At 61.0% G+C, this 21,559-nt stretch carries 22 protein-coding genes and 1 pseudogene; 9 read left to right on the top strand and 14 right to left on the bottom strand.

The annotated features are described in order from the left end of the window. A pseudogene (locus J1G34_RS25675) lies at positions 1 to 153 on the bottom strand (alkaline phosphatase family protein); the annotation flags it as partial. 296 nt (positions 154 to 449) lie between these two features. Beyond that, positions 450 to 1,526 carry an ABC transporter substrate-binding protein gene (locus J1G34_RS25670; RefSeq protein ID WP_065895924.1) on the bottom strand — a complete coding sequence of 359 codons (1,077 nt, stop codon included), beginning with the start codon at positions 1,524 to 1,526 and terminating at the stop codon, positions 450 to 452. A gap of 350 nt (positions 1,527 to 1,876) precedes the next feature. Here J1G34_RS25670 and J1G34_RS25665 point away from each other — a divergent pair, with 350 nt between their 5' ends. Continuing rightward, positions 1,877 to 2,602: a UTRA domain-containing protein gene (locus J1G34_RS25665; RefSeq protein WP_222994813.1), complete on the top strand. Its 726-nt coding sequence runs from the start codon at positions 1,877 to 1,879 to the stop codon at positions 2,600 to 2,602. Here J1G34_RS25665 and J1G34_RS25660 read toward each other — a convergent pair. Genes J1G34_RS25660 through J1G34_RS25625 form a run of 8 tightly spaced genes read right to left on the bottom strand, consistent with a single transcriptional unit; the run spans position 2,583 to position 8,739 of the window. Then, positions 2,583 to 3,545 carry a metal ABC transporter solute-binding protein, Zn/Mn family gene (locus tag J1G34_RS25660; RefSeq protein ID WP_122483023.1) on the bottom strand — a complete coding sequence of 321 codons (963 nt, stop codon included), beginning with the start codon at positions 3,543 to 3,545 and terminating at the stop codon, positions 2,583 to 2,585. The genes J1G34_RS25665 and J1G34_RS25660 overlap by 20 nt on opposite strands. After that, positions 3,545 to 4,444 (bottom strand): metal ABC transporter permease, encoded by a 900-nt coding sequence (locus J1G34_RS25655; protein ID WP_065895922.1) that lies wholly within the window; start codon positions 4,442 to 4,444, stop codon positions 3,545 to 3,547. The genes J1G34_RS25660 and J1G34_RS25655 overlap by 1 nt, the downstream gene beginning before the upstream one ends. Continuing rightward, complete coding sequence (locus tag J1G34_RS25650; protein WP_065935456.1) at positions 4,441 to 5,187, bottom strand: metal ABC transporter ATP-binding protein; 747 nt, start codon at positions 5,185 to 5,187, stop codon at positions 4,441 to 4,443. Before J1G34_RS25650 ends, J1G34_RS25655 begins: the two co-directional genes overlap by 4 nt. Beyond that, positions 5,184 to 6,104 (bottom strand): metal ABC transporter substrate-binding protein, encoded by a 921-nt coding sequence (locus J1G34_RS25645; protein WP_065935457.1) that lies wholly within the window; start codon positions 6,102 to 6,104, stop codon positions 5,184 to 5,186. Before J1G34_RS25645 ends, J1G34_RS25650 begins: the two co-directional genes overlap by 4 nt. Positions 6,105 to 6,123: 19 nt before the next feature. Then, entirely contained in the window at positions 6,124 to 6,684 is a 561-nt protein-coding gene (locus tag J1G34_RS25640; RefSeq protein WP_065891636.1) for a DUF6162 family protein, read from the bottom strand. Further along, complete coding sequence (locus tag J1G34_RS25635; RefSeq protein WP_065891637.1) at positions 6,681 to 7,007, bottom strand: hypothetical protein; 327 nt, start codon at positions 7,005 to 7,007, stop codon at positions 6,681 to 6,683. The genes J1G34_RS25640 and J1G34_RS25635 overlap by 4 nt, the downstream gene beginning before the upstream one ends. Continuing rightward, the gene (locus J1G34_RS25630) at positions 7,004 to 7,540 is read right to left on the bottom strand and encodes a thiamine pyrophosphate-binding protein (RefSeq protein WP_065891638.1); all 537 of its coding nucleotides are present in this window, start codon (positions 7,538 to 7,540) and stop codon (positions 7,004 to 7,006) included. Before J1G34_RS25630 ends, J1G34_RS25635 begins: the two co-directional genes overlap by 4 nt. Beyond that, positions 7,540 to 8,739, bottom strand: coding sequence for a PepSY-associated TM helix domain-containing protein (locus J1G34_RS25625; protein ID WP_065895920.1), 1,200 nt, complete (start codon positions 8,737 to 8,739; stop codon positions 7,540 to 7,542). Before J1G34_RS25625 ends, J1G34_RS25630 begins: the two co-directional genes overlap by 1 nt. Before the next feature lie 658 nt (positions 8,740 to 9,397). On the opposite strand from J1G34_RS25625, the gene J1G34_RS25620 reads away from it, so the two are divergent. The 4 genes from J1G34_RS25620 to J1G34_RS25605 are packed head-to-tail and all read left to right on the top strand — an operon-like array spanning position 9,398 to position 13,924. Continuing rightward, positions 9,398 to 10,552 carry a KamA family radical SAM protein gene (locus tag J1G34_RS25620; RefSeq protein ID WP_065891640.1) on the top strand — a complete coding sequence of 385 codons (1,155 nt, stop codon included), beginning with the start codon at positions 9,398 to 9,400 and terminating at the stop codon, positions 10,550 to 10,552. 30 nt (positions 10,553 to 10,582) lie between these two features. Beyond that, positions 10,583 to 11,950: an ATP-grasp domain-containing protein gene (locus tag J1G34_RS25615; protein ID WP_222994812.1), complete on the top strand. Its 1,368-nt coding sequence runs from the start codon at positions 10,583 to 10,585 to the stop codon at positions 11,948 to 11,950. A gap of 4 nt (positions 11,951 to 11,954) precedes the next feature. After that, entirely contained in the window at positions 11,955 to 12,680 is a 726-nt protein-coding gene (locus J1G34_RS25610) for a 2OG-Fe dioxygenase family protein (RefSeq protein WP_222994811.1), read from the top strand. Then, positions 12,677 to 13,924: an MFS transporter gene (locus J1G34_RS25605; protein WP_222994810.1), complete on the top strand. Its 1,248-nt coding sequence runs from the start codon at positions 12,677 to 12,679 to the stop codon at positions 13,922 to 13,924. Before J1G34_RS25610 ends, J1G34_RS25605 begins: the two co-directional genes overlap by 4 nt. Before the next feature lie 46 nt (positions 13,925 to 13,970). Here J1G34_RS25605 and soxR read toward each other — a convergent pair whose 3' ends face one another. After that, on the bottom strand, positions 13,971 to 14,420 hold the full coding sequence (gene soxR / locus J1G34_RS25600) for a redox-sensitive transcriptional activator SoxR (protein WP_065888237.1): 450 nt from the start codon (positions 14,418 to 14,420) through the stop codon (positions 13,971 to 13,973). 99 nt (positions 14,421 to 14,519) lie between these two features. Here soxR and J1G34_RS25595 point away from each other — a divergent pair, with 99 nt between their 5' ends. Further along, the gene (locus tag J1G34_RS25595; protein ID WP_065891648.1) at positions 14,520 to 14,885 is read left to right on the top strand and encodes an antibiotic biosynthesis monooxygenase; all 366 of its coding nucleotides are present in this window, start codon (positions 14,520 to 14,522) and stop codon (positions 14,883 to 14,885) included. On the opposite strand, the gene J1G34_RS25590 is transcribed toward J1G34_RS25595, so the two are convergent. After that, a complete protein-coding gene (locus J1G34_RS25590) occupies positions 14,874 to 15,977 on the bottom strand; it encodes a sigma-54 interaction domain-containing protein (RefSeq protein WP_222994809.1) in 1,104 nt (367 codons plus the stop codon). The two genes, J1G34_RS25595 and J1G34_RS25590, sit on opposite strands and share 12 nt — an antisense overlap. Before the next feature lie 266 nt (positions 15,978 to 16,243). Here J1G34_RS25590 and J1G34_RS25585 point away from each other — a divergent pair, with 266 nt between their 5' ends. The 3 genes from J1G34_RS25585 to J1G34_RS25575 all read left to right on the top strand — a co-directional run bounded on the left by J1G34_RS25585 (position 16,244) and on the right by J1G34_RS25575 (position 19,763). Beyond that, positions 16,244 to 16,513, top strand: coding sequence for a hypothetical protein (locus tag J1G34_RS25585; protein ID WP_065888239.1), 270 nt, complete (start codon positions 16,244 to 16,246; stop codon positions 16,511 to 16,513). Positions 16,514 to 16,745: 232 nt separating this feature from the next. Then, a complete protein-coding gene (locus J1G34_RS25580; protein WP_065891645.1) occupies positions 16,746 to 17,906 on the top strand; it encodes a cysteine desulfurase family protein in 1,161 nt (386 codons plus the stop codon). 48 nt (positions 17,907 to 17,954) lie between these two features. Continuing rightward, positions 17,955 to 19,763: an aminopeptidase P family protein gene (locus tag J1G34_RS25575; protein ID WP_122463961.1), complete on the top strand. Its 1,809-nt coding sequence runs from the start codon at positions 17,955 to 17,957 to the stop codon at positions 19,761 to 19,763. A gap of 116 nt (positions 19,764 to 19,879) precedes the next feature. On the opposite strand, the gene J1G34_RS25570 is transcribed toward J1G34_RS25575, so the two are convergent. Then, positions 19,880 to 20,161 (bottom strand): hypothetical protein, encoded by a 282-nt coding sequence (locus tag J1G34_RS25570; protein WP_065888242.1) that lies wholly within the window; start codon positions 20,159 to 20,161, stop codon positions 19,880 to 19,882. A 167-nt stretch (positions 20,162 to 20,328) separates the two neighbouring features. Then, positions 20,329 to 21,216 carry a threonine/homoserine exporter RhtA gene (gene rhtA / locus J1G34_RS25565; protein WP_222994808.1) on the bottom strand — a complete coding sequence of 296 codons (888 nt, stop codon included), beginning with the start codon at positions 21,214 to 21,216 and terminating at the stop codon, positions 20,329 to 20,331. Positions 21,217 to 21,559 lie beyond the last annotated feature (343 nt).

The raw sequence follows: 21,559 nt of genomic DNA, 5'->3' as shown, positions 1-21,559 counted from the left end.
ATAAACCGGGCGGGACTGGGCGGGCAGTTCACATTCCAGTGTGTAGAAGGCTGCGCGTCCTGCGCCGACATAAGCCTGCAAGTGCCCCATGGCGTGCCGGGCGACCCCGGCGTTCAGGCCGTCGAGCACGACAAGGATGACAGGGTGCTTCATGGGGGCTGGGGCTCCGCGACAAGATTGGACTTCACTCGATTTCCCGCTGGAAACCGGATGCAAGTGTGGGAAGAGGCAAGCCCTGATGCCAGTCCGTTAAGCGTACACCGCCCTCTGTAGGAGCGAGCTTGCTCGCGAAAAACGTCAACGATAACGCGTGCTTTCTGGATGAACGCGGTGCCTGTGAATTTTTCGCGAGCAAGCTCGCTCCTACAAAAAGCCCTAACTGACTGGCATCAGGGCAAGCCCCCTCCCACATTGGATCTCCAGTGGATCTCCAATGTGGGCTTAAACCCTCACTTCATTTCTACAATCACCTGCTCGTTCCACAGTTGCGGCAGCTTCTTGGACGTCGCTTCCCAGGCATCGGCATCCTTGATCGGCTGCGGGTTGGCCTTGGTGTATTGCTCACCCGGGATCAGGTTTTTGGCGATGTCAGCCGGCAGTTTCAGGTCGGTCTCGGCGCGGATCGGACGGGCATTGCCTTTGGCCAGGTTGAGCTGGCCGGCATCGCTGAAGATGTATTCGCGCGTCAGCTTGGCGGCGTTCGGGTGCTTGGCGTACTTGTTGATGATGGTGGTGTAGCCGGACTTCACCGAGCCATCCGATGGGATCAGCACCACGTAGTCATCCGGGTTGGCCATCTTGGCCTTGTAGCTCAGGCCGTTGAAGTCCCAGACGATACCCACTTCGACTTCGCCTTTTTCCAGGGTGGCGATGGTCGGGTTGGACAGGCCTAGGCGACCTTGCTGGGCGATCTTGGTGAAGAACTGCAGGCCCGGTGCGATGTTTTTCTCGTCGCCCTTGTTGGCGATGGCGGCGGCGAGTACCGCGTTGGAGGCTTGGGCGGCGGTGCTTACGTCACCCACCGAGACCTTGTATTTGCCGGTTTGCAGGTCGGCCCAACTGGTCGGGACTTCGGAGCCGTGGAGCAGTTTCTTGTTGACGATAAACGCGATAGTGCCGGTGTAGGCCAGTGCCCAGTGGCCGTCTTTGTCCTTCGCCCAATCCGGTACCGAAGCCCAGGTGGAGGGTTTGTACGGCTGGGTCACTTCCTGCTTCACCGCGATGGGACCGAAGGCGGCGCCCACGTCGCCGATATCCGCGCTGGCATTGTCTTTTTCGGCCTTGAACTTGGCGATTTCCTGGGCCGAGCTCATGTCGGTGTCGATGTGCTTGAGGCCATGGATGCGGGCCAGGTCTTCCCAGGTGCCTTTCCAGTTGGCCCAGTCATCGGGCATGCCGACGCTGTTCACGGCGCCCTCGCTCTTGGCGGCGGCTTCCAAGGTTTTTAGATCGGTATCAGCGGCCATGGCGGCGGTGCACATGGCAATGGTCGAGCCTAACAGTGATGCCAGGAAAAGCTGTTTCATCCGAAGCTCCTTTGGGCGTTTATCACGCGGCGTTTTATCTGAACGTTGGCGAGGGTGTGGTCTAGGTCAGCAATACCTGAGCCAATCTAGGCCCGATGGATGACAGTTTCATGTCGATGTCGTTTTTGAAGCACGGGTGTCGCTGCGTTCAGACTTAGCGTAGACCATGCCCAAGGGCCCGCAGGCCATGGACTTGGCCGATGTATTGCAGGGTGTGGTGCGGGCAACGACCTGCGTTGTCATCTGTCGGTCATCTGCAGTGCCTAGGCTGGCAAGCAGCAGCACGAGCCCATCAAGAGCGCGTTTTATGCACCCGAACAGTGCTGGTCTAGTCCAGATAGGTAACGTTGATGCGTGACGAGGCAATCAAGGCGGTAACCTCCATCGGCCTGGCGCTGCAAGAGCAGATCGATCATGGCCTGTTGCCGCCTGCCAGCAAGCTGCCCGCCGAACGCAAGCTCAGCGAGTTGTTTGGTACCACTCGGATTACCGTGCGCGAAGCTTTGTTACAGCTGGAGGCCCAAGGGCAGATCTATCGCGAGGAGCGCAGGGGCTGGTTCGTCTCGTCACCCCGGCTGGCCTATAACCTGATGCAGCGCAGCCACTTTCACGCGATGGTCAGCGACCAGGGGCGCGTGGCGTCCACTGAGGTTATTTCGGCGCGCCTGCAACCGGCGTCGGCGGCGGTGTGTGCGTGGCTGCGGCTGCCGGCGTTGTCCAGCGTGATCCAGATTTGCCGGGCGCGCAGGATTGACGGGCGTCTGGTGCTGTACGTGGAGCACTACCTGAACCCCCACTATTTCCCGGACATCCTAGCGTGCGATTTGAATCAGTCGATGACCGAACTCTATGCGCGCAAGTACGATTTGCACTATGGGCGGGTGCGTTTCGAGATCGTGCCGACCTCATTGCCGGTGGAAGCCGCCGCTGCGTTGCGCGTATCGGTGGGCAGCCCGGGCTTGCGGATCGCCCGGGTCAACTATGACCAGCACCAGCGCTTGATCGATTGCGACCTGGAGTTCTGGCGCCATGATGCGATTCATGTGGGGGTGGACGTTAAGGCGTCAGCGTCTTGATCACCTGATCCACATTGGTTTCCAGCTCTGTCACAGGATCGGCACCGTCTACATTCAACACCAGCAGGTTGGCGCCGCCGGCACTGACAGCCGCTTTCACCGCCTCACTCGGCTGGCGGTGGTGCAGCACCAGCGCCACCTCATTGTCCTTGAGCTGCGCACTGAGCGTTTGCAGCGCCTCAGGCGTCCAGTCTGCATCCGGACGCGCATCGGTACCGAGCACTTCCAGGTTCAAGCTGCTGACCAGATAGGCGAAGTGATCGCTCAAGCTGACCACACTCAGATTATCGGCCCTGGCCAGGCGCGCCTCGCTGTCGGCGGTGAGCTTGAGCAGGCGTTGCTTGAGCGCGGCCAGGTTAGCGTCGATCTGCGCTTTGGCGCCCGGCGCCAGGCGGCTCAGGTCGGCCGCCAACACATCGGCCATGCGTCCCATGTTGTTGCTCGACTGCCAGGGTTGGCTGTTCAAGCCATCGCTGACGCCCGGCTGCACGGCGATGCCCGGCAAACCGCCGTCCACCGGGCGCGCGGCGTCGACTTCGACAATACGGATGTTGCTGCGCCGCGCCACGGGGTAGAGCGGGTCATCGGCCCACAGCGAGCGCAGGCCGATGGCGGCATCGGCATCCTGGGCCAGTTGGCTCAGCGCCGACGCACCGCGCCCGGTGAAGTAGGACACTTGCCGCGAACCGGGCAAATTGGCGGGTGCCGCGCGTTCGAGCTGCACGTCGCAGCCTTTGAGCAGCACTTCAGCAAGGCCGTAGGTGATCGGCAACGACGCCAGCACCTTGACCGGTTTTACCGATTTGGCCTTGGTCAGCGCGGCATGGCCAAGGCCATGGTTGGCAACGAAGTCCCTGGTTTGAAAACCATCCACGACGGCGAGCGCCGAGGTGCTGAGCAAGCAGGCAATGGTCAGGGCCAGTGGGCGAAAGACAGGGCGCATTATCCAAGATTCCCTTTGAGGCTGGGCACTGTGCCGCGCGCGATGGCGGCGAGGGCGAAGGCGATGCCGGCAACCAGAATGATCGCGGCACCGGAGGGTACAGGCAGGTCGAAGATGATCGGCAGCAGGATGCCGCACAGGGTACTGACGGTAGCGATGGCCACCGAAACCCAGAAGAAGCCCTTGAGCGATTGGCTCAACAGCCGCGCCGCCGCCGCCGGAATGACCAGCAGGGCACCGACCAGGATTGCGCCGATCACCTTGACCGCCGCGACGGTGATCAGCGTCACCAGAATCACGAACAGATAGTCCAGGGTCTTCACCGCCACGCCGCGCACTGCCGCCAACTGCGGGTTGAAGCTGGCGAGCATGATGCGGTTGTACAGCGGCAGCGCCAGGGCCATCACCAGCGCACCGACCACCGCCAGCACCAGCAAGTCGTTGCCGTTGACCGTCAGCACCGAGCCAAACAGCACGTTTTCCAGGATGTGCACATTGATCTTGCCGGCCAGGGTCAACAGCAGGCTGGCGCCCAACGCCAGGGACACCGACAGGAACACGCCGATCAGCGTATCCGGCGCCAGGCCGGTGCGGTTGCGCAGGTAATTGAGCAGGATGCCGAACAGCAGGCAATAGCCGAACAGGCTGCCGTAGGGCCCGGTGTAGGGTTCACCGAGCAGGATGCCCACGGCCACGCCGGTCAGGGCGGCATGGCCGACCGCTTCGGAGAAAAACGCAAAGCGCTTGACCACCACCAGCGTGCCCAGTCCGCCCAGCACCGGGCCGATCAGCAACCCGGCGAGCAGCGCGTTGACCACAAAACCATAGGCCAGCGCCTCCGGCAAATAGCCGGAAGAGGCCCAGCCCTGGACCATCAAGCGAAACGCTTCATAACTCATTGCGCCGGGCTCCGAGGGTGAGTGGAAAACAGGCTCAGCAGGCGATCCGGGGTCAGCGCTTCCCGGGGCGTGGCGTCGAACAGCACGCGGCGGTTCAGGCCGGTGACACGGTCGGCCAGACGGCCAACGGCTTCCAGGTCATGCTCGACCCACAGCACGGTGATCCCGGCCAGTCGCCAGTCCCTGAGCAAGCGTTCGAACACCTGGATACCGGCTTCGTCCAGCGCCGACATCGGCTCATCCAGCACCAGCAATTGCGGCGCCGGAATCAGGCCCTGGGCCAGCAGCACACGCTGGCGCTCGCCACCGGACAGCGCGCCCATGCGCCGCTTGCGCTTGTCCTGCATGCCGACCCGTTCCAGCGCCTCGCCAATCGCACCGGCGTAGTGCCGGGACAGGCCAAGAAACGCCGGCCGCCGCTGGCACATGGCAGCCATGAAATCATCCACCGTCATCGGCAACCCCCGGTCGAACTCCAGGGCCTGGGGCACATAGCCGATGGTGCCGGGCGTGGTCGGCCATGCCAGGCTCAATCGGCCCTGATGCGGCGTTTGTCCCAGCAGGGTCTTGATCAGTGAACTCTTGCCGCCGCCATTCGGGCCGACCAGCGCGTGGATGCTGCCGGGCTGAACCTGGAAACTCACGCCATCGAGAATCACGGTACGGCCCAGGGTCAGCGCGACGTTGTCGAAGTCCAGCGTCGGGCCGTTGCTCACAATGTTCAGGTGTTCTGCCGCCGTCATGTTCCCGACTCCTGGATCGCCCGGACCACGGTATTGAGGTTGCCGGTCATTTCCACTTCGTACTTCTGGGCGCTGTATTCGCCGTAGGAAATATGTGACAGCGGATACAGCTTGACCCCGGATTCACGCTGGATCGTATCGACATAGGTGGACGGGAAATCCATTTCCGAGAAGATCACTTTCACGTCCAGGGCGCGCAGTTCATCGATGGTTTTCTTCAGCTGGCTGGGGCTCGGTTCGATGCCGTGGGCCGGTTCGACCACGGCGGTGACTTCCAGGCCGAACTCGCGCAGCAGGTAGTCGTAGGCCGCGTGCACCGTGGCTACGCGCAGGTCCGGGTTGGGTGCGCTGGTCAGCTTGGCCAGGGCGTCGGCGCGCATCTGGCGCAGACGCTTGCCGTAGGCGCGGGCGTTCTGGGTGTAGGCCTTGGCGTTGTCCGGGTCCAGCCTGCCCAACTCGCGGGCGATGTTATTGACCTGGGCAATCGACGCGCTGATCGACAGGAACGTGTGCGGGTTGACCACCTTGCCCGCACCGCGCGCGGCGTTGCCGGTGGCGGCCAGCAGCGGCACATTGGCGTTGGCTTCGATCACCGGGATATCCGGGCGCTCGCTGGTGGCGATCATGCGATCGGCGAAGTCGTCATGCCCCACGCCATTGAGCACGATCACGTCCAGGGTGCCGATGCGCTTGATGTCTTCGGCGCGCGGCTCGTAGGCATGGGGGTTGAAGCCCGCCGGAATCAGCGGCACCACGTCGGCCTTGTCGCCGACGATGTTGGCCACGTAGCTGTAGTAAGGATGCAAGGTGATACCGATGCGCAGGCGTTTGCTCGCTTCGGCATTCGCCAGGGGAGCGAGGACCAGGCTGAACAGGCCAACCAGCAACAGGCGCAACAGGGGAGATGAAATGGACATGGGCAATCGGTCTTCTCGTTCAGTGGCGGTGCTGGCGGGTCACGCCGGCATCGAATTGCGCGACCACCTGCTGCCAGCCGGCAGCGATCAGCGCCTGGTCAGTGAGGTCGAAGGGGACGGCCAGGTGTTTGCCACGGTTGAGCCAGATATCCGGCTCGGCGCCTTGCACGCGCATCAGCAGCGAGCCACTGGTGTCGGTGGCCTGGCTCAAGCCCAGATAGGTCGAGGGCGCGAGCAGTTGCCAGCGATGATCGCCACGGCTGACGGAACTGGCGTCCTGGGCGAACGGTGCAAAGCCTTCTTGCGCCAATTGGTCCGGCGTGGGCAGGGCGTTCTGCTCTTGTTGCAGCAAGTGGATTTCATCCAGGGTCACCCGCAGGTCGGCGTAGATGCCTTGTTCGGCCGCGCTCAGGTCGCGCCGGGCATCCAGCTGATGACTGGGCACAGCTGCGACCTCTTGGGTTTCACCGTGCAAGGCCACCACCGTTCCCGCCACCGCCAGGATGATCAGGCACAGCAACAGCACATAGAGGGTTTCATGCCCCGCGCCGGCGGGGCGCACTACCTGTACGGTACTCATTGCGCCTGGATATCCGCTTGGTCGATTTCCACCACGTGACCGGGGCCGGCATCGAACAGTACATAGAATTCGGCCGTGGGTTTCTTGAAGGTCAGGGTCGAATCCTCACCGAGCTTGCCCGGTACCAGGATGGTCTCGTCGTAGCCGATCACATCCAGGGTCACGCCCGGAGCGCCGCTGCCGTCGGAGAACCCGCCCTTGCACTGGATCTGTTCACCGGGGATTTCCTTGCACTCGCACATCGGGTTGTGAGCGAGGGCAAGTTGACTGAAGCCGGTACTGAGCAACAGTACGCAACCGGCAGTCAGGCGTTTGAATATCATGGTTTGACTCCTTGCTTGTTCAACCAGGCAATGGTGGCAGGCGAGGCCTGGCTCAGCGGGATGGAACCCTGGTGCATGGTGCCGTCCCAGCCTTCCATGGTGACCCACAGCTCGGCATCGACCGGCGTGCGTTCCGGTACCGGCACGATGGCGCCCATGCGGTACGGCGTACCAAAGAAGATCACCCCGGCGGCCCGCAGGCTGCGGGGCTTGCCGATGCGCAGGTAGGTGGCCTTGACCTGCTCGGCACAGGTGGCGCACAGGGCGGCGTTAAACGCTTTCATCGGGCCGGCCGGGTCCGGGCGCGGGCCTTCGTTGCGAAACTCGGCGAGGGTCAGGCTCCAGGGGCCGACTTGAATGTCCCCGGCGACCCGCTCGCCAATGCCGGCATCCCCGCGAAACAGGGCGGCATCGGCAAAATACTTGGGCATGAAGCCCAGCGGCACCAGCAATAGCAGGATGTTTATATGGAAACGCCACTTCAGCCACCAGGCCCGCAGGGGTGAAGAGGGTTTGGCCGCGACTCTGCTCATCAGTGAGTCTCCGAGGTTTCAGCCTGCAAGGCTGGGGTGGGCACAGGCTGGCGCTGGGTCTTGGCCTCGCGTTTGAAAGCGTTGAGGGTGGCCAGGGCGGTGCGCTTGGTCCAGATCAGCAAGCCGCTCAACACCATCATGCTCAGCACCAGGCCGAAGAAGGCCCAGATCAGCTTGATCCACAGGCCGCCAAAGTCACCGGTGTGCAGCGGGCGCATGGACTCGGTGACGAACTCCAGCGCGGTGCGGTCGGACAGCAGGTGCGATACGGCGATTTCACCGCTGTAGGGATTCAGTTGCGCGGTCTGGAACATCAGCGGGTACCAGCCGCGCCCGCCGATCTGCAGGTGGCTGTAGGCATTGAGCGGCAGGAAGGCAAAGGTGGCTTCCAGCCCGGGGATGCGCTGGGTGGCGATCTTGATCGCGTCGTCCAGGGCAATCATCGGGGCCGGCACGCCGGGTGCGGACAGCGGCACCTTTTCCCGGGCAATCACCGGCACGATGGGCTCGCTGGAAATGGAGATCTGGTTGTCACCCAGAATCGCCTGGATCAGGAACCAGGTGCCGGTAATGGAGATGACGGCGATGAACCAGATCGACCAGATACCGCTCAGGCGGTGGAAGTCGCCCCAGAAAATCCGTGCGCCGTGACGGATGCGCAGGGTGGGCCGCAAAAAACCTTTCCAGAAACGCTTGTACACCACAAGGCCAGTGACCAACGAGGCCAGCAGCGGCAGGCCGAGCAGCGACACCAAGTACCAGCCCCAACTGAAGCCATTGGTGAACGGCACCAGCCACCAGCCGTGCAGGGCGCGGGTGAATTGCTGGAAGTCGAAGGCCGGGCTGATCCCCTGGATGGCCCCCGTGTAGGGGTTGGCATAGGCATCGACCGAACGCCCGTCCGGATAGCTGAGGCCGACCATCAACGCGAAGTGCGATTCGTCGGGACGGATGATCGAGCGCACGATGACCTGGGGCTCGTCGCGCTTGATGGCGGCGATCACCTGGTCGAAGCTCAGCGGTTGGGCATCATCGGAGGGCTTGCTCGCGCGGATATCCGGGTTGGCCAGCCAGACGATTTCCTGGCTGACCACCGCCAGGGTGCCGGTGACGCAGACGATCAGGACAAAGAACCAGATGGGCAACGCCAGCCAGCTGTGTACGAGAAACCAGAGTTTTGAGCGTGACTTCTTCGACATGTGGATGAGGGTCTTGATGGAAGGGGCAATGGAGGCCCGGAAAAGGCCGGTCGTAGCTTTTGCTGACGCGACGGGCTGTATCTAAATTAAGACGAATGAGAATGAGAAATCCCCAGGCGAGAAATGAAAGAAAATGTTTCAGGCGCACAGCGGGCCTTACGCATGGGCGCTGATCGTGCGTGATTGCTCCCACGGACTGGGTGCACACCGAGGCAGAGTAATAAGCGCGCAACTACGTAGTTATATAAGTATAAAAATAATCTCGCGGGAAGCTGAGCGGGTTATTGACGATGTTATTTACTTTTTAAATGAATGCATTTTAACGGCTGAATACCTATGTTTGCGGGAGGTGGGCGCAGGCGTGGTTTGAAACCTGAAAAAAAGCAAGGATATTGTATTGACGCTGTCGAAGGCTTCGGCTTTAGTAGGTGTCGGCATGGAAGTCAGATAATTTTAAAAAAGGAAGTGTATTAAATGACCGTCTCCGTCGCTTATCCGACCCCCCTTATAGTAAGTTGTTGTTACTTTCCTGCGTGGCTGATTGCATCGGCCAATTGATCGCCGCCTGCCTCCCAAGTCGATTGTCATTGTTGCGAACATCGCTGTTCCCGCCAGGGAAGGGCACGCGTTCATATGCCTTAACAGAGAGTACCTACTCATGTCGATTTTTGATCAAGAAATTCACCGCTCGGTGCAGTGGCAGGACTGGCGTTGGCAGCAGAAGAATGCCCTGCGTGATGAACCGAGTCTTCGTGCTGCCTGCGGTGGTTGGGACGAGCAGACCACGGCGCACATCGAACATAACCTGCTGGGGCGCAAGATGCAGATCACGCCGTACTACATTGATCTGATCAGGCGCTCCGTCACCAGTGGCACCGTCATGGACCACCCGCTGTGGCGGCAAGTGGTGCCGTACTGGAGCGAGCAGGTCGAGGGTGATTACGATGGCACTTCCGAGAACTGGGAGCTGGGCCATGAAATGAAGACGCCCATCTGCCAGCACAAGTACGACAATCGCGTGATCCTGCGCACCACCAATACCTGCAATGCCTATTGCCAGTTCTGCTTCGAAGCGCTGCGCACCTTGCAGGTGGGCACGGACAAGGCCAACGCCAGCCGGGATTCCTTTATGGAGTCGGTGGAGTACATCCGCGCCAACCCGGCCATCGAAGAAGTGATTCTCAGCGGCGGCGACCCGCTGATGCTGGCCGACCGCAAGCTTGAAGAGTACCTGGCCGCGCTGCGCGGGATCAGCGACGACCTGCTGATCCGCGTTCACTCGCGGGCCTTGAGTTTCAACCCGTTTCGCGTGACCGATGAGTTGATCGCGATGCTGGAAAAGTACAAGGTCAATGCGTTTGGCGTGCACGTCTGCCACCCGCTCGAACTCAGCGCTGACTTTGCCGTGGCGGTCAAACGTATTCAGGGCGTTGTGCCGATCGTATTTTCCAATATGCCATTGTTGCGCGGCGTCAACGATGATGAAGCCACACTGCATAAACTGTTTATCGATCTTTATCGTTTGGGTGTGAAGCCTTATTACTTATATCACTTCATGCCGTTTTCTCCCGGCGCCTCTGAATACAAGGCGTCGATCAGTCAGGCCATCGCCATCATGGATCGCCTCAAGCGGCGAGTGTCCAATATTGCCCTGCCCGAATATGTTCTACCGCACGCCCAAGGCAAGTTTACGGTGCCGCTGCTGGACTTTGAAAAGCCTGAGGACTTGCCGTACTTCGAAGTTCGCGATGGGCAGCGTCATTACCGTTTCCGTAACTGGGAAGGGCAGTGGTGCAGTTGGCAGGATGCCTGAATAAATTGATGGACTAAGGCGGTATAAAGCATGAAACAGGACGCCATTCTTTTTATCGATGTCGATGACAGTACGTCTGTTCGTTATAACTACCGGGAGCCGCACTTCGCGGCTGCCCGCGCCCAGGGCCTGGTGTGCTTGACGGCGGGCGTGGCAGGGCGCAGGCATGTGCAACGGCTCAGGGATGACAGTGACGCGGTGTTCCTGCTCGACGCGCTCAACGAGCAGGCCATTCTGGCGTTGGTCGGCCAGCTCGATGGGCAGTATCAGATTCGCGGAATCTTCTGCCAGGCCGGCCATCCGTCCGCGCTGGGCGAAGTCGGTTGCATCGTTGCGCGAGCTTCCCAGCGCCTGGGCCTGGTGCATAGCCGCCCCGAGGCGGTGGCGGCGTGCAACAACAAGTTCCTGATGCGCAGGGTGCTGAAACAGCACGGCATTGCCTCGGTGCCGTTTGCGCTGTGCAATAACGAAGAGCAACTCCAGCAACAGGCCGAGCAGGTCGGCTATCCGCTGATCGCCAAACCGCCGTTTGGCGGCGCTTCGGCGTTTATCAGGAAATGCGCCAATTGGGCGGAACTGCGCAGCCACTACGCGCTGTTTGTCAAAGACCACGCCACGGCGGCGTACGCGGACTTCTATGGTTGTGCGCACACCCTACTGGAGGACGACGGCCAACGGCATGCCTACATTCCCGGGCGCAGTCTGTTGCTGGAGGGCTACATCCCCGGTATCGAAGGCAGTGTGGAATGTGTGGTGGCCGGCGAGCGTGTGCATCCACTGCTGATCAACGAAAAACTGTTGCTGACCGAGCGCAGCGGCACGGTGCTCGAAAACCTGCTGATTTCCCCTCCGACCTCCTTCACCGACCGCGAGTGCGAGCAGATCCGCGCGTACGCCGTAGCGTGTCTGAAAGCGGTCGGCCTGACCAACGCCGTGGTGCATTTCGAGTTCCGCATGACCCCGCAGGGCCCTGTGGTGATCGAGATCAACCCGCGCGTGGGCGGGCTCTATGTGAACGCGGCGTTCCGCGATCTGGCCGGTATCGATCCCTATCAGATGTATCTTTCGTTGCTGACGGGCGAGCAGGACATCGACGCGCAATTGGAAGCGGGCGCTCGCAAGGTGGCCGAGGCCGGGCAACATTACGCGATGCTGGCGATCTACCCGCAGCACAGCGGTCGGTTTCAAGGCATTGAAGGCGTGGAGTTTCTGGAACAGAACGTTGCGGTGCTCGAGTATGCCCAGCAGGAGCCGGGGCACATGATCGATGCGGATATCGAGGAGCACTATCTGCTCAAGTGCTGGGCCAGGGTCGCGGACGCTGCCGATGCGCGCGCACTGCATGATGCGGTCGGCCAGCACTTGCGCGTCATCATCGACAACCCGGTGGCAGGCTAGCGATATGGATATCCCGACAATTTCCGCGCACTTGCGCGAGCACCATTACTGCCATCGGCCTGACTTTGGCGAGTTGGTCAGTGTCGAGGCGGGCGAAGAGCAGAGCTTTCGTGCGTACTGGGCCAACCTGGTGCGCGACGAGGCGTTCAAGGCGTACACCCATCGCGAGCGGCGTATTCTGCGCTATCGTTTATCACCGTCACGGCAATTGCAGATTGACAGGAGCACGGCGTTCAAGTCGCCGGTCACCTACGCCGTCAACTATCGCCAGGGGGTGAACCATTTGAGCTACAGCGAGGAAGGTTTTATCGAACATCCGCTGATGCGCAAGCTGCTGGCCACCGACCTGGCGGTGATCGCACCGCACCTGGACGAGCAGAGTCATACCATCGATATCCACCAGTTCCGTGTGCGGGCCGACGCGCAAGCGTGCAGCCCCACCACGTCGGGGATTCACCAGGACGGTCTGGATTGGGTGTTCATGCATTTTATCGGCGAGCACAACACATTGCCGGTGGTCTCGGAGGTGTTTACCAGTGATGAGGAGCACAGTCGCGTGTTGAATCTGCCGATGACGCGCTTCCTGGAAACCCTCGTGATCGATGACCGAGGGCTCTACCATCGCGCCGGCGATGTGCGGCCGAAGGTAGAGTCGACTCCGGCCTGGCGCGACATGCTGCTGGTCAGCCTGCGCAGCGTGCCGGATGATCAAGCGGCGCCGCCTGCATGAGCCACGATCAACAGCTGTACCTGTCGATCCGCAACGCGCGGCTGATCATTTTCGCTCGCGGCGTGTCGGACTTTGGCGCCTTCCTCAACATGGTGGCCTTGTCCACCTATGTTTACTGGCTCAGCCAAAGCGTGGTGTTCGTCAGCATCTTCCTGGCGTGCCGCGTGACCGGTGGCATTGTCGCCAGCCTGTTCGGCATCCCGTTTTTCCGGCGTTTCGCCGGGCGCGGCACCCTGGCCGGGCTGGACCTGGCGCGAGCGCTGTTGCTGACGCCGTTGCTGCTGCTGATCCCTGCGCATCAACTGAGCCTGCTGCCGTTTATCGCCTTCGGTATCGGCCTGTGCAATTCGCTGTTCGCCATCGGCCTCAACAGCCAGTTGCCTACCTGGGTTGCCCTTGAACAGCGGGTCGATACCAACGCCTGGATCACCTCGGCGGCCGCGACCGGCGCCGTGTTCGGCAGCTTGCTGTCGGGGCTGCTGATTGCCACGGGGGGATTCGAGGCGGTATTCGCGGTGAATATCGGCACCTATGTGATAGCTGCTTGCCTGGTCATGCCACTGCGTGCGTTGTACAGCGTTACCGTTGCCACGCATCGCGGCCTTTCGGCAGAGTGGCGCGCGTTGACCAGGGGGCTGCGCGGCGCGCCGGTGCTGGCCGCGATGTTGTTGATCAGCATGCTCGACACCCTCGGCAGTGCGGCGCATAACGTCGGCTGGCCGGTGCTATCCCAGTACATTTCCCCGGACACGGCCAAAACCGTGATGGGTTACCTGCTGGCGGTCTGGGCCTGTGGCAAGTTCATTGGGGCGCGTATCGCCAGTGCGCTGTTGAAGGGGCGCGGCATGCCAGGCATGGAGCGGTTGTTCATGTTCGGCGTGGCGCTGATGTCCAGCGGCTTTATCCTGACGTTCCAGCAAACCGAATTGTGGTTGGCGCTGCTGTTGGTGGTGTGGGCAGGATTGGGCGACGGGTTGTCCGAAGTGGCGTTGGTCTCCCGCGCGCAAAGCGAACCGGACAGCTTGCGCCTGCCGCTGTTCAGCTTGTTGGTCCTGATTCAGATGGTGGGCTTTGGCGTGGGGATGCTGGTGGTCGGGCCGTTCTATGTGACGTGGACGCCGGCCCAGGTGATCGTGCTGTTCCACGGGCTGCCGCTGACGGCATTGGCCGTGATGACCGTGTGGCTGGGGTGCGCGGCTTACCGGGGCCGGCCGGACGCGTCGGGTTCACCGCCCACCCGTTGATCGCCTCTGTGGAAGGGCGCCGGCGTCCTTGCGCAGGGGCGTGAGTTCAGGACTGCGCCGTAGGCTCCAGCAACTGCGCGCCCGGTCCGCGCTCACCGAGTTGGTCGCCCTGGTTGCGCAACGGGCACGCCTCCATCGACAGGCACCCGCAACCTATGCAGCCATTGAGCTTGTCGCGCAGCATCGACAGTTTATTGATCCGCTCATCCAGGTCTTCCCGCCAGCGTGCCGACAGGCGTGCCCAATCCTTGGCGGTGGGCGTTCGGCCATCGGGCAATGCCTGTAATGCCTCGCCGATGGTCGCCAGCGGAATGCCCAGGCGCTGGGCGATCTTGATCACCACCACCCGCCGCAACACATCCCGTGGGTAGCGCCGCTGGTTGCCGGCGTTGCGATTGCTTTTGATCAGCCCCTTGGTTTCGTAGAAATGCAGCGCAGTGACGGCCACGCCGCTGCGGGCAGCCAACTGGCCAACGGTGAGTTCCTTGTTGAGCATAAAAACCCCGATTCAGCGCTTGACCTTGACTTAACTAGAGGTTTTACCCTGCATGGCACTGGATCGCAAGATTCTGCCTACAAAGAAAGGGGAGTGTTCATGCAGGTATCAGAGAAGAGTCGCGGCTTCACACAGGTGATCGAATTTCACATCGACCCGCGTCATCAGGCGGCCCTGGTGGCGGCCTTGACCGTGCAAAGCGAGCGACTGGCGCAGAGTCATGACGGCTTTTTGCGTGCGAGCGTGCAGGTCAGCGATGACGGGCGGCGGGTGCTCAACTACCTGCAATGGCAATCCCGCGAGGATGGCGAGGCGGCATTCAGGCGCTTCGAGCAGGGCGGCGAGGATTTCTGGACGCTGATCCGCGTGCACCGGGCCAAGGCGGTAATCTTTGATTCGTTCCAGGTGCTGCGCAGTTTTGAGCGCAGCCATGACGACGCCTTGCACTGCCGCCTAAATGGATAGGTGCAGCATCCGCTCGCCCTGCAGGTTTTCCCCCGGTCTGCGCTTGTTCACCGCCAACTCGCCGATCTTGATCAGCCGCGCGCGTGTGACGTTGCGGCTCAAGCCCAGGAGACTGGCGGTGTGCACCTGGTTGTAGTGGCTGAAGCGGTAAGCGGCGCGTAACAGCGCGTCCTCGACTTTTTCGTGCAGGGCGCCGGCCTGTTCCTCGAACAGTTTTTGAAAGGCCCGCGCGAGCAACGCTTCGGCGCTGTTGTCGAGGCATTGCTGGCTGTCGTCCTGGCGTTCGATGCGCAGGTTCGACAGGCGCAGATCGTCGCGTTCGATCACGCTGTTGCGGCAGATCAGCAACGTGTGATGGATCACGTTTTCCAGCTCACGAATATTGCCCGGCCAGCTGTAGCTCTTGAGTTTGTGCTCGGCCTCGCGGCTGATGGTGACCGGGCCATAACCCAGGCGTCGGCTGTAGGTGTCGATAAAGTGTCGGGTCAGCGGCAGGACATCGCCCGGGCGCTCGCGCAGTGGGTTGAGCTCCAGGCTGACCACGTCGAGACGGTAGTAAAGGTCTTCGCGAAAATGCCCGGCGTTGATGGCTTTTTCCAGTTGTACATTGGTTGCCGCCAGTACCCGCACGTCGATAGGAATACTCTTGCGCGAGCCCAGGCGTACCACTTCACGTTCCTGCAGCACCCGAAGCAGCTTGACCTGGATCGGCAGGGGCAAATCGCCGATTTCATCGAGGAACAAGGTGCCGCCATCGGCCTCTTCGAACCAGCCCGCCTTGGCGCAGAGGGCGCCGGTAAAGGCGCCTTTTTCGTGGCCGAACAGCTCGGCTTCGACAAGGGATTCAGAAAACGCCCCGCAGTTGACCGCCACGAATGGCCGGTTGCGCCGCGCACTGAGGTTGTGGATGTGCCGTGCTACCAGCTCCTTGCCGGTGCCGGTTTCGCCGATGATCAGCACGCTGGCTTCGCTCGGCGCCACTTGCTGGATGTGGTCGAGCAAGGCCTTGGATTTCGGGTCTTCGAACACCTGGGCCGTGGCACGAATGGAGGTCGCGAGCGCGGGCGAGGGGGGGAGGGTTAATAACTGCATGGACACCTCTCTTGGAAATAAAATACGGGAATTGCCTTTGGCGAGTCGCGGCAACGTTGGCGGGCAGCGTTGTTTATAGAGGGATTCTCATATTCCGTAAATTAATTGATTTACATATTTATAGATCATAAAGAAATAACGAGTTGTGATTATCGAGTCTGCCGCAACGGTTGATAGCGACTATCGAGGACGGTGATTTTTCAGCGTGCGAGGGCGGGAGTAGCCTGTGTTCATTGATTCGACACCTCCTTTGCAGGGCCACCGCCATGATCCGCTCACTCGCTGTTTCGCTGTTGCTTGTCACCTCTGTCCTCGCCGGATGCGCGACCCATCCATCCCCGGAGCTGCGCCCCTACTCCGCCCAGGAAACCCGGCAACTGGCGCTGGAAGCGCTGAGTCGTCGCGGTTTGTCATTCGATGACTATCAACACCAGCGCGCGGCACTGACCGGCCAGCCACTCAAGTCGTTCGGTTTTGATCATCAGGGCGAAATGAATGCCGAGCGCAGCGTAGCCCTGAAGGATCGTCCCAGTTGAGCGGTGCTGTCGCGGTGAAGAGCCCGGGTTTCCCTTAAGGAATCTCGGGTTTTTTGTTTTCCATGGCGTGACTTCAGCCTGTTAAGCTGAATTTCAGGAGCGTTCCTACGCACATTTTCATAAAGTGGTCCTTCTTTAACGGCATCCGATCAGTTAAACCTGACAACCTCTGATCTGTTCGATGCCCCCGCGACACTGCTCTCGGGAACACGCTCTGCGAGTTTTTAACACCATGAATAAACGTCCGTTGTATTTCGACTACGCCGCCACCACGCCGGTGGATGAGCGGGTCATCCAGGTGATGGTTGAGTGTCTGGGCTTCAATGCCAATTTCGGTAACCCTGCGTCCAGCTCCCATGCGTTCGGCCAGGCGGCCCGGCAAACGGTCGAGCAGGCGCGTCAGCAGGTGGCCGAACTGGTCGGCGCCCAGCCCGAGCAAATTGTCTGGACCTCCGGCGCCACCGAGTCCAATAACCTGGCGATCAAAGGTGTGGCCCAGGCCCGTGGCGTAACCGGCGGGCATATCATCACCAGCCAGATCGAGCACAAGGCGACGCTCGACACTGCGCGGCAATTGCAGGATGCCGGTGTGGCGGTGACCTACCTGGTGCCTGATGCCGACGGCCTGATCAGTGTCGAAGCGGTCAGTGAGGCGCTGCGTGAAGACACTTTCCTGGTGTCGCTGATGCTGGTCAATAACGAACTGGGCACGTTGAACGATATCCCGGCCATCGGCGCCCGGGTGCGTGAGCAGGGGGCGTTGTTCCATGTGGACGCGGCCCAGGGCGCGGGCAAGGTCGCCATCGACCTGGCGCAGTGGCCGGTGGACTTGATGTCGTTTTCGGCCCACAAGCTTTATGGTCCGAAGGGCATCGGCGCGTTGTACGTGGGGCCTCGCGCGCAGCAGAAGGTACTGGCGCAGATTCATGGCGGCGGTCATGAGGGTGGCTTGCGTTCGGGTACCCTGGCGACTCACCAGATTGCGGGCATGGGTACGGCGTTCGCCCTGGCGGCGGTGTCTTTTGCCGAGGAAAAGGCACAAATCGTGGCCTTGCGTCAGCGTCTGCTGGATCAGTTGGGGTCGATTGCGGGCGTGCGCCTCAACGGCAGCCCCACCCAGCGAATCCCTCATACTCTGAGCCTTACGTTCAGCGAAGGCGAATTCAACCCCAGTGCGTTGAGCGCCGGCATTGCCTTTTCGGCGACTTCAGCGTGCAATTCGGCGAGCAACGCGCCGTCCCATGTGCTTCTGGCCCTGGGGCATGACGCGCGCAGCGCCGGCCGTACCATTCGTTTGAGTCTCGGCCGCTTTACCACCGAGCGGGATATCGACGAAGCGGCACAACTGATCAAGTCGGCCCTGGCCAGCGCACCGGCGTTCTGGGCGGTCTGAAACTTGTCCGCAGTCCATAACAATTATTAGTGGTTAGCAGGAGACACAATGAGTACGCAGCCTTTGACCTCTGGAACGGTTCCCCAGCGCCTGGCGCAGACCCGTGAGCTGATGCGCCGGGAGGGCATTCACGCCCTGTTGGTGCCGTCCGCGGATCCGCATTTGTCCGAGTACCTGCCGGGATACTGGCAGGGGCGCCAATGGTTGTCGGGATTCCATGGTTCGGTGGGAACGCTGATCGTCACCGCCGATTTTGCCGGTGTGTGGGCCGACAGCCGCTACTGGGAACAGGCGACCAAGGAACTCAAAGGCAGTGGCATCGAACTGGTCAAACTGCAACCGGGCCAACCCGGCCCGCTGGAGTGGTTGGCTGAACAAACCCCGGAAGGCGGTGTGGTGGCGGTGGATGGCGCGGTAATGGCCGTGGCGTCGGCACGGACCCTGGGTGGCAAGCTGGCTGAGCGTGGCGCGCGCTTGCGTACCGATGTCGACCTGCTCAATGCAGTCTGGCACGACCGCCCGACGCTGCCGAACCAGCCGATCTATCAGCATTTGCCCCCACAGGCGACCCTCAGCCGAGGCGACAAACTCGCAGCCCTGCGCGCCAGCCTGAAAGACAACGGTGCTGACTGGCATTTCATCGCGACACTGGATGACATCGCCTGGTTGTTCAACCTGCGCGGCGGCGATGTCTCGTTCAATCCGGTATTCGTGTCTTTCGCCTTGATCAGTCAGCAGCAGGCCACTCTGTTCGTGGCGCTGAGCAAAGTTGATGCGCAGCTGCGCTCGGCACTCGAGCGTGATGGCGTGACCGTACGCGATTACAGTGACGTGGCCGACGCGCTGCGAGCTGTACCGGCAGGGGCAAGCCTGCAAATTGATCCGGCACGCGTCACGGCCGGTCTACTGGAACATCTCGACGCCGGTGTGAAGCGGGTGGAAGGCTTGAACCCAACCACCCTGGCCAAGTCGCGTAAAAGCCTGGCTGATGCCGAACATATCCGTCAGGCCATGGAGCAGGATGGCGCCGCCTTGTGCGAATTTTTCGCTTGGCTGGAAACGGCCCTGGGGCGCGAGCGCATTACCGAATTGACCATCGATGAGCATCTGACGGCGGCGCGTACCCGTCGTCCGGGTTATGTATCGCTGAGTTTCAACACCATCGCGGCCTTCAACGCCAACGGCGCGATGCCGCACTACCACGCCACGCCAGAAGAGCATGCGGTGATCGAAGGCGATGGCTTGTTGCTGATCGACTCGGGCGGCCAGTACCTGGGTGGCACGACGGATATCACGCGAATGGTGCCCATCGGTACGCCGAGTGAAGAACAGAAACGCGATTGCACGCGGGTGCTCAAGGGTGTGATTGCCTTGTCCCGCGCTCATTTCCCCAAAGGCATCCTGTCGCCGCTGCTCGATGCCATCGCGCGTGCGCCGATCTGGGCCGAAGGCGTGGATTACGGTCATGGTACGGGGCACGGTGTAGGGTATTTCCTCAACGTGCATGAAGGCCCGCAAGTGATCGCCTACCAGGCGCTGGCCGCACCGCAGACGGCGATGCAGCCGGGCATGATTACGTCGATCGAGCCGGGTACCTACCGCCCTGGGCGTTGGGGCGTGCGGATCGAGAACCTGGTGTTGAACCGCGAAGCGGGGACGACCGAGTTTGGTGAATTCCTCAAGTTCGAAACGCTGACGTTGTGCCCGATCGACACCCGTTGCCTGGAGCCGTCCTTGCTCAGCGCTGATGAGCGCGAGTGGTTCAACGCTTATCATGCCCAGGTACGCGAGCGTCTGAGCCCGTTGCTCAGTGGCGATGCACTCGAGTGGTTGCAGGTGCGTACAGCGGCTATCTGATTCAGGACTGGCTCGGGGCTTCGAGTACGAAGTCCTGACGGTCCCAGCTGAAAACCGCGTCGCATCACCGGCGCTGACTACCCATGCGACGCTCTTGTTGTGCGTCGCTCAGGTACCTATTTGCAAATGACGATCATGCTGCGACTGGTATAGCCGGCAGGGTTGAGGCCGAACGGATAATCCCCTGGCTCCTCGGAGTTCTCGCCGGATTTGGCGATAACCCGATATCCCTTGGCACCGCATGAATTGGCTGCGCTGGTGTAGCACTGATCCCATGAGGAGGACAGGCCCGAACAGTTGATGTGCAGTCCTTTCTTGCCCCGTTTCACTTCTGTTTTTGTGGTCGCGGCACACCCAGCAATGCCTACGACCAGCAACAGTATCAAAATTCGATTCATTCCAATCCTTAAATAGCCGCTTCGCAAAAGGATCGAAGCCGGCCTTTACTCGCTCTCGAGCGTAGCGTTCATGCTGTCCGTGTCGAACTTCTCCATGAAAGACATCGTTTACCACCCTAAACATGGCCTAAATGAGCGTTAAATACCAGAGCTGCCTGCAAAGAGCGTCAGTCGGCGGCTACCAGTGGTTTGGATTCGTTGCGCATTGTCAGCGTGGCACCGACGGAGGCCAGGATAATGCAGGTGATGGCCAGCCATTGCGCGAGCGTCAGTTGCTCATGCAGGAAGAACAGACCGGAGAGGGCGCCGAACGCCGGCTCGATACTCATCAAGGTACCGAAAGTGCGAGCGGGCAGGCGGGTGAGCGCAACCATTTCCAATGTGTAGGGCAGGGCCGTGGACAAGATAGCCACGCCGATGGCCACAGGAATCAGCGCGGGGCTCAGCAACGCGGTGCCGGCGTGCACGATGCCGATGGGCGCGACGAACAGAGCCGCGATCATTACGCCGAGCGCGGCGGTCTGCACCCCGTTATCGTTCCCCGCCTTCTGGCCGAACAGAATATAGAGCCCCCAGCAAACGCCGGCGCCGAGTGCATACGCGGCACCCACCACGTCGATGCCACTGCTGGCTTCGCCCATCGGAATCAACAGGAGCAGACCGATGAGCGCGAGCGCGACCCACAAAAAGTCCACTGCCCGGCGCGATGCATAGATGGCGACGGCGAGCGGGCCCGTGAACTCCAGGGCAACCGCAATACCCAGGGGGACGGTGCGCAGCGACATATAGAAGAGAAAGTTCATGCCGCCCAGCGCCATCCCGTAGACCACGACCGTGCGCAGGGACCTGGCCGTCAGCTTGGCGCGCCATGGGCGCAATAGAAGCAGCATGATCACGCTGGCGAAGATCAGGCGCAGGGTGGTGGTTCCTTGCGCACCAATAATCGGGAACATGCTTTTGGCCAGCGAAGCGCCGGACTGGATGGATGCCATCGCGATCAACAGCAGGCCTACGGGGAAGAGTACGGAGGCCGGGCTGCGGGGTGGGGTGGTCATTAAAGGTGTTGTCCGAAGTCATATATAGAAGGGCAGAGGGATTATGATGCTTAACTGCCGAGTACTGCGCAATATATTGCTCAGTTAAGCAAGCGCTGAGGGGTTTTAAGCGGGATTGATAGAAAGTTCACATTAACGATTGACGTAGAATTTTATCTGTCTATAATTCGCCCCACTTCCGGCGCAGTCGAAACGGAAAACTCCTTGGTAAACAATGAGTTAAGTAGTTTTAGACAGCAGGCCGCTTCAGTTCATCGAAGCCAAAAGGAAGTTGAAAAAGAGGTGTTGACAGCAGCGTGTAACGCTGTAGAATTCGCCTCCCGCTTACGAGAGATCGCAAGCG

Origin of the sequence: Pseudomonas sp. Wu6 (assembly GCF_019891515.1) — a bacterium.
Lineage (GTDB): Bacteria > Pseudomonadota > Gammaproteobacteria > Pseudomonadales > Pseudomonadaceae > Aquipseudomonas > Aquipseudomonas orientalis_A.
The sequence above is the reverse complement of the archived record's forward strand: the minus strand, read 5'-3'. Positions and strand labels throughout refer to the sequence as shown.